The organism is Microvirga sp. KLBC 81, from assembly GCF_003075415.1.
Lineage (GTDB): Bacteria > Pseudomonadota > Alphaproteobacteria > Rhizobiales > Beijerinckiaceae > Microvirga.
The window spans coordinates 73043-86023 of sequence record NZ_QDAH01000002.1; the positions used below are offsets into that span (position 1 = coordinate 73043).

Consider the following 12981-nt stretch of genomic DNA (forward strand, 5'->3'; position numbering starts at 1 on the left):
CGGGGCCGCGCAGCGGAGCCCGGAATCCATAAACGGGACGGAGCAGGACTGGGATACAGCCTGTGTTTATGGATCCCCGCCTTCGCGGGGATGACACAAGCGGGAATGACAGGAGAGGTGAGATGTCCATCTCGAACCGCAAGCCAGGTGAGAAGAAGGAAGCGCCGGCAGAGCCGCTCAAGCGCTCCATCGCCGGCGCCATGAAGGCCATCGCCCGCAAGCCCGATCTCGAGGTGGCCTTCGCCTCCGACCGGCCTGTGCTCATGGGCCAGGACAAGGCCCGCCTGCCGGAACCGCCGCGAAAGCTTACCTCGCAGGATGTGGCGATCCTGCGCGGCAACGCGGATTCCATGGCCCTGCGGCTCGCCTGTCATGACGCCGTCCTCCACCGTAGGCTCGCGCCTGAAGGTCAGGCTGCCCGCGCCGTATTCGACGCGGTCGAGCAGGCGCGCGTGGAATCCATCGGCTCGCGCCGCATGGCAGGCATTTCCTCGAACATCTCGGCGATGCTGGAAGACCGCTATCATCGTGGCGGCAAATACGAAGAGATCACCGATCGCGCCGATGCGCCCATCGAGGATGCGCTGGCGCTGATGGTGCGCGAGCGCCTGACCGGCGAAAAGCCGCCGCATGCTGCGGAAAAGATCGTCGATCTCTGGCGTGACTTCATCGAGCAGCGTGCTGGAAAAGGCCTCGACGGACTGTTGAAGAACATCGACAGCCAGCGCGATTTCGCGCGCGGCATCCGCGAGATGCTCTCCTCCCTCGACATGGCCGACGATGCGGCCCTCGAACAGGACGACGAGGAGAACGAGGAAGAGAACGAGTCCGAGCAGCAGGAGCAGCAGGGCGAGGGCGAATCCGAGCAGGAATCCCAAGGCGACCGCGCCGAGGTCGAGATCAGCGAGGATTCGAGCGATGAGATGGAGGACGGCGCGACCGAAGAGGCCGACGGGCCTTCCGGCGAGTTGCCCGAGGAAGCGGAGGAAGCCGATTCCGACGAGGCCGGCGAATCCTGGCGTCCGCCGTCCCGCGCCAACGAGGCGCGCGGGCCCGATTACAAGGCCTATACGCCTAAGTTCGACGAGATCATCCATGCGGAAGATCTCTGCGATGCGGACGAGCTGACGCGCCTTCGCGCCTATCTGGACAAGCAGCTCGCGCATCTCCAGGGCGTGGTGGGGCGCCTTGCCAACCGCCTGCAGCGCCGCCTCATGGCGCAGCAGAACCGCGCTTGGGAATTCGATCTCGAAGAGGGAACGCTCGATCCGGTGCGCCTGCCGCGCATCATCATGGATCCGTTCCAGCCTTTGAGCTTCAAGCAGGAGCAGGACACCAATTTCCGCGACACGGTGGTGACGCTGCTGCTCGACAATTCCGGCTCCATGCGTGGACGCCCGATCACGGTGGCAGCCACCTGCGCCGATATTCTCGCGCGCACCCTGGAGCGCTGCGGCGTGAAGGTGGAAATCCTCGGATTCACCACCCGCGCGTGGAAGGGCGGACAGTCTCGCGAGATGTGGCTGCAGAACGGCAAGCCCGCCAATCCCGGCCGTCTCAACGATCTGCGCCACATCATCTACAAGTCGGCGGATGCGCCCTGGCGGCGCGCGCGCAAGAACCTTGGCCTGATGATGCGCGAGGGTCTGCTGAAGGAGAACATCGACGGCGAGGCGCTCGATTGGGCGCACAAGCGTCTGCTCGGCCGTCCCGAGCAGCGGCGCATCCTGATGGTGATCTCGGACGGCGCGCCGGTGGACGATTCGACGCTTTCGGTCAATCCGGGCAATTACCTCGAACGGCACTTGCGCTACATCATCGAAGAGATCGAGACGCGCTCGCCGGTGGAGCTCATTGCCATCGGTATCGGCCATGACGTGACGCGCTATTACCGCCGCGCCGTGACCATTGTCGATGCGGAAGAACTCGGCGGCGTGATGACGGAAAAGCTCGCGGAGCTGTTCGAAGAAAATGCGCTGCCTGCGCGCGGAGCAGCGCCCCGCCGCCGGGCTCACGCGTGAGGCTTTTCACCCGAAGAAATCTGCTGATCGGCGGCGGTGCACTCACCGCCGCCAGTGCAGCAGGCGCAGCTTTTGCGCAGCGCCCGCAGGCGTTTCGCAACGCTACGCGGATCACAGTCGCCGCTCAGCCGATCAGCCGCCTCTCCGCAACCGATCCTGACCGTACGCAATTCGGATCTCTCTTCTTTCGTTCCGGCCTCAATTTGAAATCGGATGTGGCCGCCTTCGGCGGCTTCTCGGGCCTGTGGCGCTCTGCGAAGGGACAGGAGATCGTGGCGCTCGCCGACAATGCGCAGGTGCTGAAGGCGCGCATCGAGACCTCGGACGGGCGTTTATCCGGATTGTCCAATGCCGTGATGGCGCCCTTGCTCCTGAACGACGGACGGCCTGCCCGCCGGTCTCGCTACTACGACACGGAGAGCCTCGCGGTCTCCGGCAACGTAGCCTTCGTCGGTGTCGAGCGCAATCACGCCGTGATCCGCTACGAGCGCGACCGGGAGGGGTCCCTTGTCGAAGGCGTTCCGATCACGGTGCCGAAGGAGCTGAAGGATCTGTCGAGGAATGGAGGGCTTGAGGCGCTTTCCCTTGCGCCGCAGCGCTCGACGCTCGCCGGTGCTCTCGTCGGCATTGCGGAAGGAGGAAAAGGCTTCATCCTCACCGGTCCGAGGCAGGGCGCTTTCGAGGTGGCGGGCCGGGACGGCTATGACGTCACGGATCTTGCGTTTCTCGACACGGGCGATGCGATCATCCTCGAACGCCGCTTCTCGCTGTTCGGCGGATTCGGATGCCGCCTGCGCCGCGTGACCTCTTCCGCCATCAAGGCAGGCGCGAGCGTCGATGGCGAGACGATCTATGAGAGCGCAGCCTCGCACCAGATCGACAACATGGAAGGTCTCGCGGTTCACCGCGAGGGAGACGAGACCATCCTCACCCTGATTTCCGACAACAACTTCAACGCGAACCTCCAGCGGACCCTGTTGCTGGAATTTTCCCTCGTAGCGTGACACCCAGCGGGCCTGCCTTCTATTTGGGCAATTGCGCTTTTTCTCATCGTCTCCTGCCCCCTTTTGGCTTTAAGTAGCCCTTGCCGTCCTTCGTTTTAGGCAACTAACCTTCTCTTGAATGGATGTGGCGCACATTCTTGCACCACTTGTCCAAACGGGAGGCGGCGGACCCTGTGACGGCGCGAGCGATCTTCGACGAGATGAATGGCCATGACGGCGAGAGCCGGGAGGCCTATCGGGTGCTCCAGGAGTGGCTGGCATCCGCGCCACCACAGCTCCTGGAGCATCGCCGCGAGGAGGCGGAACTCTTCTTCCGCCGGGTCGGCATCACCTTCGCGGTCTACGGCAACACGGAAGCCGAAGAACGGTTGATTCCGTTCGACATCATCCCGCGCATTCTTTCAGGGTCTGAATGGGCGCATCTTTCGCGAGGGCTCGAGCAGCGGGTCAAGGCGCTCAACCTCTTTCTGAAAGACATCTACGGGCCGCGCGAAATTCTGCGCGCCGGCATCGTTCCGCCGGAGCTCGTCTATCTCAATCCCTATTACCGGCCGCAGATGCATGGACTGTCTCTCAACAGCGACATCTATGTGCAGGTGGCCGGTGTCGACATCGTGCGCGTCGACGACAAGGACTTCTACGTGCTCGAGGACAATCTGCGCACGCCTTCCGGCGTCTCCTACATGCTGGAGAACCGCGAGGTGATGATGCGCTTGTTCCCCGATCTCGTGGCGAAGCAGCGCATCCGTCCCATCGAGAACTATGTGGACGAGTTGCTCGGTACGCTCAAATCCGTCGCGCCGGCGAGCAGCCCATGGGAGCCGACGGTGGTTCTGCTGACGCCGGGTTCTCTCAATTCCGCCTATTACGAACACAGCTTCCTGGCAGACCGGATGGGCGTCGAGCTGGTGGAGGGCCGCGATCTCTTCGTGCGCGACGAGGTCGTCTATATGCGCACCACCGAGGGGCCGAAACGCGTCGATGTCATCTACAGCCGCATCGACGACGACTTCCTCGATCCGCTGGTCTTTCGTCCCGATTCCGCGCTCGGCGTGCCGGGACTGATCGCAGCCTATCGTGCAGGCAATGTCGCCATCGCCAACGCACCGGGGACGGGCGTCGCCGACGACAAGGCCATGTACAGCTACGTGCCCGATATCGTGCGCTTCTACATGGGCGAGGAGCCGATCCTCAGGAACGTGCCCACATGGCGCTGTCGCGAGAAGGAGGCTCTTTCCTATGTGCTCGACCATCTGCACGAGCTCGTCGTGAAGGAGGTCAACGGATCGGGCGGCTACGGCATGCTCGTTGGGCCGCATTCCACAGCGGAGGCGCGCGAACATTTCCGCGCCCGCATCCTGGCAGCGCCCGACAACTATATCGCGCAGCCGACGCTCGCTCTCTCCACGAGCCCCGTCCTCACGGAGAAGGGCTTGGCCCCGCGCCATGTGGACCTGCGTCCCTTCGTCCTGAGCGGGCGCGACGGCGTGAGGCTCGTGCCGGGCGGTTTGACGCGTGTCGCGCTGACCGAAGGTTCGCTCGTCGTGAATTCGAGCCAGGGCGGCGGGACGAAAGATACCTGGGTGTTGAGCGAATGATGAGGGAGCGGTTGCCGTGCTGAGCCGTGATGCAGACAGCCTCTATTGGCTCTCCCGCTATGTGGAGCGCGCCGAGAATACCGCACGCATTCTCGACGTCGCCTACCGCATGGCATCGATGCCGATTTCCTACAACGGCGTCGAAACGAACGAGTGGGAATCCGCGCTCATCACGGCGTGCGGCATCGACCAGTTTCGTGCTCTTCATGGTGAGGTCACGCCGGAGCGCGTGATCGAGCTTCTCGCCTTCTCGGAGGAGAACCCATCGAGCATTCAGAGTTGCTTCAACACGGCGCGGCAGAACGCCCGCTCGGTCCGCTCTGCGCTCACCTCCGAAATGTGGGAGGCGATCAATTCCGCATGGCTCGACCTGCGTCGCTACAGGACGAAGAAGATCAGCGTTGAAGAGCTGCCGCGCTTCCTCAACCTCGTGAAGGAAGCCTCGCTCCGCTACGACGGCTCCGCCATGCGAACCATGCTGCGCAACGATGCGTATTGGTTCTCGCGGCTCGGCGTCTACATCGAGCGCGCCGACAACACCGCGCGCGTGCTCGACGTGAAGTATCATGTGCTGTTGCCCCAGGATGCGGAAGTGGGCGGCGGCATCGATTACTACCAATGGGCCGCCATCCTCCGCTCGGTCTCGGCTCTCGTGAGCTATCAATGGGTCTATCACCAGAATCTGCGGCCCTGGCTCGTGGCGGATCTGCTGATCCTGCGCGAGGAGATGCCGCGCTCGCTTGCGGCCTGCTACGGCGCGCTCTCCCGTCACCTCGATGACATCGCCCACCGCTATGGCCTGTCCGGCAGCGCGCAACGTCAGGCACGTTCCATCCATGCCCGGCTGGTGAATCGGAATATCGAAGACATCTTCCAGCAGGGGCTGCACGAGTTTCTGCAGGAGTTCGTCGCCGAGAACAACCGGCTCGGTCTTGCCATCACGCAGCAATATCTGGGCTGACTCATGCGCATCCGCATCACACACGAGACGGTCTATCGCTACAGCGAGCCTGCGAAATCCGCGATCCAGTGGCTCCGCCTCACGCCGCGCGGCCACGAGGGACAAACCGTCCTGTCATGGAATATCGACGTCGATTGCGAGGCCAAGCTTCTGCGCCGTGAGGATTGGTACGGCAACATCGCGCACAGCCTCTTTGTGGCAGGACCTGTCGAGCAGATCACCTTGCGCGTGGCAGGCGAAATCGAAACGACCGATACGGCGGGCATCATTCGCGGGGGTGTCGAGCGCTTTCCGGAGCTGTTTTACTTGAGACAGACCCCGCTCACACAGGACAATGCCGTCATCCGCGAGTTTGCCGAAGAGATTGCTGGAGGCTCCTCCAATCCTCTCGACCTGGCGCATGCGCTGACAGGCGCGATTGGCGAGCGCCTGCGTTTCGATACGGATGCAACCCATCCCGCCACCACGGCGACGGAGGCATTCACGGCGGGGCATGGGGTCTGCCAGGATTTTACACATGTTTATCTGGCAGCCGCTCGGTTCCTAGGGATCCCGGCACGCTACGTCTCCGGCTATCTCCACAAGCCCGGAGAGCCCCAGCAGGAGGCGGGCCATGCCTGGGCGGAGGCCTTCATTCCCGATCTCGGTTGGGTGAGCTTCGATCCGGCGAATGGCGTTTCCGCAACGGAACACTACGTGCGGCTCGCCACCGGCCTCGATTATCTTGATGCAGCTCCTGTCAGAGGCAGCTATTACGGAATCTCCCGTGAAGCGCTCGACGTTCGTTTGAGGATCGAAAGCGCCCGTCAAGCACAGGCGTAAGGATGATCTTAAAACCGCAGCTCGACCAGAAGGCACCCGGAGGAGCACCCATGACCTATTGCGTTGGCATCCTGGTGCGCGACGGCCTCGTGATGGTCGCGGATACGCGCACCAATGCGGGCGTCGACAACATAGCGACCTTCCGCAAGCTGCACCTGTTCGAAAAGCCCGGCGAGCGACTGGTGACGCTCGCCACTGCCGGCAATCTTTCAGTCAGCCAGTCGGTCATGTCGCTTCTGTCGGACGGTGTTGAGAACCCGGAAACGGGCGAGCCCGAGACGCTGATGAACGTGCCCAGCATGTTCAAGGCCGCCCAGCTCGTCGGCCGCGCGATCCGTCAGGTCTATGCCATCGATGGCGTGGAGATGGAAAAGCGCAACATGACCTTCGACGTCACCATGCTGCTCGGCGGACAGATCGGGCAGGGGCAGATGCGCCTTTATCAGGTCTATTCGGCGGGCAATGCCATCGAGGCGACCCTCGATACGCCCTTCCTGCAGATCGGTGAGCCGAAATACGGCAAACCCATCCTCGACCGCGCGATCTCCCACACTACGGAACTCGTGGAGGCCCTGAAGCTCGGTCTCATCTCGATGGATTCGACGCTCAAATCCAATCTTGGCGTCGGCCTTCCGATCGATATCGTGGTGGCCAAGCGCGATGCGCTGAAAGCCCAGATCACCCACCGCATCCAGGAAGACGAACCTTACTTCCGCGATCTGCGCGAGCGCTGGTCAGCGGCCCTGCGCGCGGCCCACCAGGCCATTCCCCATCCGCCTTACGCGGAAGAGGTCCTCTGATCGGATTGCGAGAGGGAGACTGCCTGATCAGGCAGTCTGATGATGGTGCTTTGCAGAATAGCGCATGAGCCGCAGGATTGCTCCATAAGGTGCAATCGCAATGGCGGCCAGCGCGAGCTTCACGAGGTAGTCGGCGACGGCCAGGTTCACCCACGGCAGAGCGATGCATTGATCCACGATGCCCGCTTGCGCCAGCACATCGGTGAGCGTGAGGCCAAGACCCGGAACCGCGCCGCAATAGAAGGCGAACGAGAAGAAGATCGCGGTGTCGAGGCCCGACGAAATCACGGACGACACGAAGGGCGGCATCCACCAAGCCTTGCCGCGCAGGCGCGCGAAGATCTGGATGTCGAGAAGCTGGGCCACGAGGAAGGCGGAACCCGAGGCAATCGCGATACGCGGCGTGGCGAAATAGACGGACAGCGCCACAGCCAGCACGAAGCCGGCATAGACGACCCGGCGCGCTCCCCTGGGGCCGAAGCGCCGATTCGACAAGTCGGTGACCAGGAAGGCAAAGGGGTAGCTGAAGGCGCCCCAGGTCAAATAGTCGCCCAGGCCCAGGTAATGGAAGGGATACTGAACCAGAATATTGGACGAGAGGACCACAAGGGTCATCGCGGCAAGCGCAATGAGGAAGTCGCGGTGCTCGGTCCTGATCATGATCGGCCTTCCTGGAAAGCAGCTAAGCCCTTAGGGCAACGCAAAACGGGCGGCCGTGAGGCCGCCCGCAGCGTAGAGAACGTAAAGTCCGAGATCAGCTCGCAGCGGCGAGCTTCTTCTCGATCTCGCGCTTCACGGCGAGGGCGGTGGTGGAGAGCTCGTCAGCCGAGGCCTTCGCAAGGAAGGCATCGAGGCCACCGCGATGCTCGACGGAGCGCAGAGCATGGGCGGACACGCGCAGGCGCACGGAGCGCTGCAGGGTCTCAGACTGGAGCGTGACGTTGCAGAGGTTCGGCAAGAACTTCCGCTTCGTCTTGCGGTTCGAGTGGCTCACCAGGTGGCCACTCAGCACGGCCTTGCCGGTCAGTTCGCAACGGCGCGACATGGGTTCAATCCTATCGTCATAAGGGGTCGCGGCTTCGATTTCGCGGGTTTGCTTCAACGCAGATCCCACGCGGCCGGACACCAGAAGTCCTTGGAAGGTGCAGGGCTATAGGCTGAAAAGAGGCCCCGCGTCAAGAATAGTGCGACAGCGCAACTCGTTTTTTTGCGCCGCCTTGGTCATGATTTATTCTGATTCCCATGCGATGCAACAGAATAGACTAACGGGATAGCCCCAAGAAAACCCAATGCGCTTCATCGCTTCAGCTTTGTTAACCTTTGGCTTGGCCGCCCTCGGCTCCCAGGCTCAGGCCCAGGCCGCCCAGATTCTCAAGGTGAACTATAATCTTTCCTTGGCAGGCCTGCCGTTGGGGAAGGCTGATCTGTCCTCCACCTTCAAAGGCCCGAAATATGAGATGCAGGGCAGCGTGAAGCTCTCCGGTCTCGTGAAGATGATCACGGGCGGCAAGGGCGCGGGCACGGCCTCTGGCACGATTGCCGGGTCCCAGCTTCAGCCCCAGGACTTTGCCGTCACCTCCAAATCCTCCGGCGAGCAGCGCACCGTGCGCATGGCGCTCGATGACGGCAACGTCGTCAAAGCCGAAATCGTGCCGCCCCTGGAGCCGAAGGAAGACCGGGTGCCGGTGAAGGAAACCGACAAGAAAGGGGTCATCGACCCCTTGAGCGCCCTCATCATGCCGGCCATGGCGTCAAAAAGCCTCACCGATCAGGCCAATTGCAATCGCACGATCCCCGTTTTCGATGGCACCGCGCGTCAGAACATCGTGCTCTCCTATGCCGGGACGAAGAATGTCGAGGTGCCGGGTTATTCGGGCCCCGTCCTCGTCTGTAATGCCCGCTGGGTGCCGATCTCCGGCCATCGTCCGCAACGGAGTGCCATCAAGTTCATGCAGGAGAACAAGGATATGAACGTGTGGCTGGCACCCGTGGAAGGTGCGCGCGTGCTCTTCCCGATCAAGGTTGCCGTGCGCACCATGATCGGCATGGGTGAGCTCGAGGCGGCCAGCTGGTCGGTGGAGGGCGAGGCTAAGGCGACCGCGGCGGCGGCCAGGCCCAGGATCAAGGGGAGGGACCCCATCAAAGCCGGGGTCGGGCAATAAGCCTTCAAAATCCTTGGAGAATTCTCAGGTTTCCGGTAGCGAAACCGGCCCGAGGTCCCATATAAGAGAGAGCCTGCTGCCGGACCTTTGGGCCAGGCCTGTTTGTGAGAGGCTGCCTGCATCGGTCGATGCGGGGGCGTCTCGTCCCTCTCACCCGGGATCAGATCCGACATTATCCGACACCCAGGCATGGTTCGCCGTTCTCTCCCTCCGCAAGTGCGCGCGCGCGGCGTCACCGCCGTGCTCGGGCCCACCAATACCGGCAAGACCCACCTCGCCATCGAGCGCATGCTCGGTCACGACAGCGGCATGATCGGCCTGCCGCTGCGCCTGCTCGCGCGCGAGGTCTATCAAAGGGTCGTCGAGAAGGCGGGGCCGCACAACGTCGCCCTCATCACGGGCGAGGAGAAGATCAAGCCGGACCGCCCGCGCTACTGGATCTCGACCGTCGAGGCCATGCCGCGCGATATCGACGCGTCGTTCGTGGCCATCGACGAGATCCAGCTCGCCGCCGACCTCGATCGCGGCCATGTCTTCACCGATCGCCTCCTGAACCAGCGCGGGCGCGAGGAGACGCTGCTCATCGGCTCCATGACCATGCGCCCCCTCGTCGAGGCGCTGATTCCCGGCGTCCATGTGGTCACGCGGCCGCGCCTGTCGAAACTCACCTTCGCGGGCGAGAAGAAGGTCTCGCGCCTGCCGCGCCGCTCGGCCATCGTCGCCTTCTCGGCGGAGGAGGTCTATGGCATCGCCGAGCTCATCCGTCGCCAGAGCGGCGGTGCGGCTGTGGTTCTGGGGGCGCTCTCGCCCCGCACCCGCAACGCCCAGGTCGAGCTCTATCAGAACGGGGACGTGGATTATCTCATCGCCACGGACGCCATCGGCATGGGCCTCAACCTCGATGTGGACCATGTGGCCTTCGCCGCCGACAAGAAATTCGACGGTTTCCGCTTCCGCAAGCTCTACAATCCGGAACTCGCCCAGATCGCGGGCCGAGCGGGCCGCCATATGCGCGACGGCACCTTCGGCTCTACGGGCCGCTGCCCGCCTTTCGATGCAGAGACGGTGGAGGCGCTGGAGAACCACACCTTCGATCCCGTGCGCATCCTGCAATGGCGCAACCCGGATCTCGATTTCTCGTCCCTTGGGCGTCTGCGCGATTCCCTGGGCCAGCAGCCCCGGGAACATGGCCTCGTGCGCGCTCCCATGGGCGAGGATGTGGCGGCGCTGGAACTCCTGGCCCGGGATGACGATATCCAGGCCTTCGCCCGCACGAAATATGCGGTCGAACGGCTCTGGCAGATCTGCCAGGTGCCGGATTATCGGAAAGTTTCGCCTCAAACTCACGCGGACCTTGTCGGCCAGCTCTATCGCTTCCTCATGAAGGAGGGGGCCGTTCCGGCGGACTGGTTCGCCCGCCATCTCTCGGCTTCGGACCGGACGGATGGCGATATCGACACCCTCTCCAACCGCATCGCCCAGGTACGGACTTGGTCTTTTGTCGCAAACCGTCCTGACTGGTTGAAGGACCCGGAGCATTGGCAGGGTGTTGCGCGTCAGGTAGAGGACAAGCTATCGGATGCGCTTCATGAACGTCTCGCCCAAAGATTCATTGACCGGCGGACGAGCGTTCTCATGCGGCGCTTGAGAGAGAACACAATGCTCGAAGCGGAAATTACGACCACCGGCGACGTCACCGTCGAGGGGCAACATATCGGCCACCTGCACGGCTTCCATTTCGTGCCTGATCCCCAGGCCGACACCACGGAGGCCAAGACGCTGCGCAATGCCGCCAGCAAGGCCTTGGCCGGCGAGATCGAGGCGCGGGCCGACCGGTTCGCCGAAACTCCCGATACCACGCTGGTGCTGTCCAATGACGGCACGATCCGCTGGATGGGCGATCCCGTGGCCAAGCTGGAGCCCGGCGACAAGCTCTTCGAGCCGCGCGTGCGCATTCTCTCGGACGAGCACCTCACCGGACCTGCCCGCGACAAGGTGGACAACCGCCTGCGCGCCTGGCTCAAGGCCTATGTGGTGCGCCTGCTCGGCCCGGTGATGGATCTCGAGACCAATGCCGAGCTGACGGGCCTTGCCCGCGGCATCGCCTTCCAGATCGGCGAGGCTCTCGGCGTCCTCGAGCGCGCCAAGGTTCTCAACGAGGTGCGCAGCCTCGACCAGGATGCCCGCGCGGCGCTCCGCAAGGCGGGCGTGCGCTTCGGCGCCTATCACCTTTATCTGCCGGCCCTTCTGAAACCCGCTCCGCGCGTGCTCGCGACGCAGCTCTGGGCCCTCCAGAACGGCGGCCTCGACCAGAAGGGCATCGACGAGATCGCCCATCTCGCCCAGTCCGGCCGTACCTCGATCCCGGTCGATCCGGAGATCGCCCACGGGCTTTATCGCGCTGCCGGCTTCCGCGTCTGCGGCGGCCGCGCCGTGCGCGTCGACATCCTGGAGCGCTTGGCCGATCTGATCCGTCCGGCGATCTCATACCGCCCCGGGATCACCCCCGGCGAGCCGCCGGCCGGTGCCGCCGACGGAGAGGGCTTCGTGCCGACTGTGGCCATGACGTCGCTTGTCGGCTGCGCCGGCGAGGATTTCGCCACCATCCTGAAGTCGCTCGGCTACGTGATGGAGCGCCGTCCCGGCCCCGCCATCACCGTTCCGCTGACGGCAGCGCCGCAGGCTGCCGAGGGCGAGCAGGCCGCTGCCGAGGCTCCGACTGAGGCTCAAGCTGTTGCCGAAGAGACCGGCGCGGTGGCCGTGGAGGCACCCGAGGCTTCCGTCACGGCCGAGGCTGTCGAGGCCAGCGCCGCCGAGGCCGTGGCTTCGCCCGAAGGCAAGGCCATGGCTCCGGCTGAAGGTCCTGCTGAAGGCGCTGCCGAAGCTCCTGCTCAGACCCCTGCCGAGCCCGAGACGATCGAAGTCTGGCGTCAGCACCGCCGCCATCACGAAGGCGGTCACGCCCGCCAGGGACGCGAGGCTCGAGGCCCCCGTCATGAGCGCGGCGAGCGTCCCGAGCGCGGCGACCGGCGTCCCCGGCACGGCGATGGCCAGGGCGAGCGCCCTCGCCGCGAGGCCCAAGGGGAGGGCGGCCGTCCACAGAACCGTCCGCCGCGCGGACCTCGCCCGGACGATCGTCGCGGCCCGCGTCCCGACAAGCGCACCGATAACCGCCGTGAGGGCGGGCAGGAGCGCCGCGAGAAGCAGCCGGACCCGAACTCGCCCTTCGCCAAGCTCATGGCCCTCAAGGCCCAGCTCGAAGACGGAAAGAAGTGAGGCCGTGAATGCGTGAGGACCGGCAGCGACTCGACAAGTGGCTCTGGTTCGCACGCTTTGCCAAAACCCGGACATTGGCCGCCAAGCTCGTCACGAGCGGGTTCGTCCGGGTCAACGGCCAGCGCACGGACAATGCCGCCAAGGCGGTGGCTGTCGGTGACGTGGTGACCATCGCCCTGGCCCGCACAACCCTGGTGGTGCGGGTGGAGGGCCTCGGCGAGCGCCGAGGTCCTGCACCGGAAGCAAGGCAGCTCTACGCCGATCTCAACGGAGACAACGCGACGCTTGTCAGCGGCGGCGACAAGGGCTAGAGCGGCGGCAGTATCGCGCTTTTTTG

General features: G+C 64.0%; 11 protein-coding genes. 9 read left to right on the plus strand and 2 right to left on the minus strand.

Translation table 11 applies throughout. The features are described 5' to 3' along the window. The first annotated feature begins 122 nt into the window (after nucleotides 1-122). From cobT to DC522_RS01940, 6 genes are all read left to right on the plus strand, one after another. Nucleotides 123-2021, plus strand: coding sequence for a cobaltochelatase subunit CobT (gene cobT / locus DC522_RS01915; RefSeq protein ID WP_116527014.1), 1899 nt, complete (start codon nucleotides 123-125; stop codon nucleotides 2019-2021). After that, nucleotides 2018-3025, plus strand: a complete 1008-nt coding sequence (locus tag DC522_RS01920; RefSeq protein WP_116527015.1) for an esterase-like activity of phytase family protein — start codon at nucleotides 2018-2020, stop codon at nucleotides 3023-3025. Before cobT ends, DC522_RS01920 begins: the two co-directional genes overlap by 4 nt. Nucleotides 3026-3225: 200 nt before the next feature. After that, on the plus strand, nucleotides 3226-4623 hold the full coding sequence (locus tag DC522_RS01925; protein ID WP_116527161.1) for a circularly permuted type 2 ATP-grasp protein: 1398 nt from the start codon (nucleotides 3226-3228) through the stop codon (nucleotides 4621-4623). Nucleotides 4624-4639: 16 nt separating this feature from the next. Continuing rightward, a complete protein-coding gene (locus DC522_RS01930) occupies nucleotides 4640-5584 on the plus strand; it encodes an alpha-E domain-containing protein (protein ID WP_116527016.1) in 945 nt (314 codons plus the stop codon). Between the two features lie 3 nt (nucleotides 5585-5587). Further along, a complete protein-coding gene (locus tag DC522_RS01935; protein ID WP_116527017.1) occupies nucleotides 5588-6406 on the plus strand; it encodes a transglutaminase family protein in 819 nt (272 codons plus the stop codon). 50 nt (nucleotides 6407-6456) lie between these two features. After that, the gene (locus DC522_RS01940) at nucleotides 6457-7206 is read left to right on the plus strand and encodes a peptidase (protein WP_116527162.1); all 750 of its coding nucleotides are present in this window, start codon (nucleotides 6457-6459) and stop codon (nucleotides 7204-7206) included. Nucleotides 7207-7233: 27 nt separating this feature from the next. On the opposite strand, the gene DC522_RS01945 is transcribed toward DC522_RS01940, so the two are convergent. Continuing rightward, nucleotides 7234-7866 (minus strand): queuosine precursor transporter, encoded by a 633-nt coding sequence (locus tag DC522_RS01945; RefSeq protein ID WP_116527018.1) that lies wholly within the window; start codon nucleotides 7864-7866, stop codon nucleotides 7234-7236. Between the two features lie 94 nt (nucleotides 7867-7960). Continuing rightward, on the minus strand, nucleotides 7961-8251 hold the full coding sequence (gene rpmB / locus DC522_RS01950) for a 50S ribosomal protein L28 (protein ID WP_047190249.1): 291 nt from the start codon (nucleotides 8249-8251) through the stop codon (nucleotides 7961-7963). 244 nt (nucleotides 8252-8495) lie between these two features. Between rpmB and DC522_RS01955 the strand changes: the two genes are divergently transcribed. The 3 genes from DC522_RS01955 (at nucleotide 8496) to DC522_RS01965 (ending at nucleotide 12955) form a co-directional block, all read left to right on the plus strand. Continuing rightward, nucleotides 8496-9368, plus strand: coding sequence for a DUF3108 domain-containing protein (locus DC522_RS01955; RefSeq protein ID WP_116527019.1), 873 nt, complete (start codon nucleotides 8496-8498; stop codon nucleotides 9366-9368). Between the two features lie 189 nt (nucleotides 9369-9557). Further along, nucleotides 9558-12644, plus strand: a complete 3087-nt coding sequence (locus DC522_RS01960; RefSeq protein ID WP_116527020.1) for a helicase-related protein — start codon at nucleotides 9558-9560, stop codon at nucleotides 12642-12644. 8 nt (nucleotides 12645-12652) lie between these two features. Next, entirely contained in the window at nucleotides 12653-12955 is a 303-nt protein-coding gene (locus DC522_RS01965) for an RNA-binding S4 domain-containing protein (RefSeq protein WP_116527021.1), read from the plus strand. Nucleotides 12956-12981 lie beyond the last annotated feature (26 nt).

What these genes read in the sequence shown, in the direction of transcription:
- cobT (WP_116527014.1), top strand. Translation starts at nt 123, where the DNA reads ATGTCCATCTCGAACCGCAAGCCAGGTGAGAAGAAGGAAGCGCCGGCA.
- DC522_RS01925 (WP_116527161.1), top strand. Translation starts at nt 3,226, where the DNA reads ATGAATGGCCATGACGGCGAGAGCCGGGAGGCCTATCGGGTGCTCCAG.
- DC522_RS01935 (WP_116527017.1), top strand. Translation starts at nt 5,588, where the DNA reads ATGCGCATCCGCATCACACACGAGACGGTCTATCGCTACAGCGAGCCT.
- DC522_RS01940 (WP_116527162.1), top strand. Translation starts at nt 6,457, where the DNA reads ATGACCTATTGCGTTGGCATCCTGGTGCGCGACGGCCTCGTGATGGTC.
- DC522_RS01945 (WP_116527018.1), bottom strand. Translation starts at nt 7,866, where the DNA reads ATGATCAGGACCGAGCACCGCGACTTCCTCATTGCGCTTGCCGCGATG.
- rpmB (WP_047190249.1), bottom strand. Translation starts at nt 8,251, where the DNA reads ATGTCGCGCCGTTGCGAACTGACCGGCAAGGCCGTGCTGAGTGGCCAC.
- DC522_RS01955 (WP_116527019.1), top strand. Translation starts at nt 8,496, where the DNA reads ATGCGCTTCATCGCTTCAGCTTTGTTAACCTTTGGCTTGGCCGCCCTC.
- DC522_RS01960 (WP_116527020.1), top strand. Translation starts at nt 9,558, where the DNA reads ATGGTTCGCCGTTCTCTCCCTCCGCAAGTGCGCGCGCGCGGCGTCACC.
- DC522_RS01965 (WP_116527021.1), top strand. Translation starts at nt 12,653, where the DNA reads ATGCGTGAGGACCGGCAGCGACTCGACAAGTGGCTCTGGTTCGCACGC.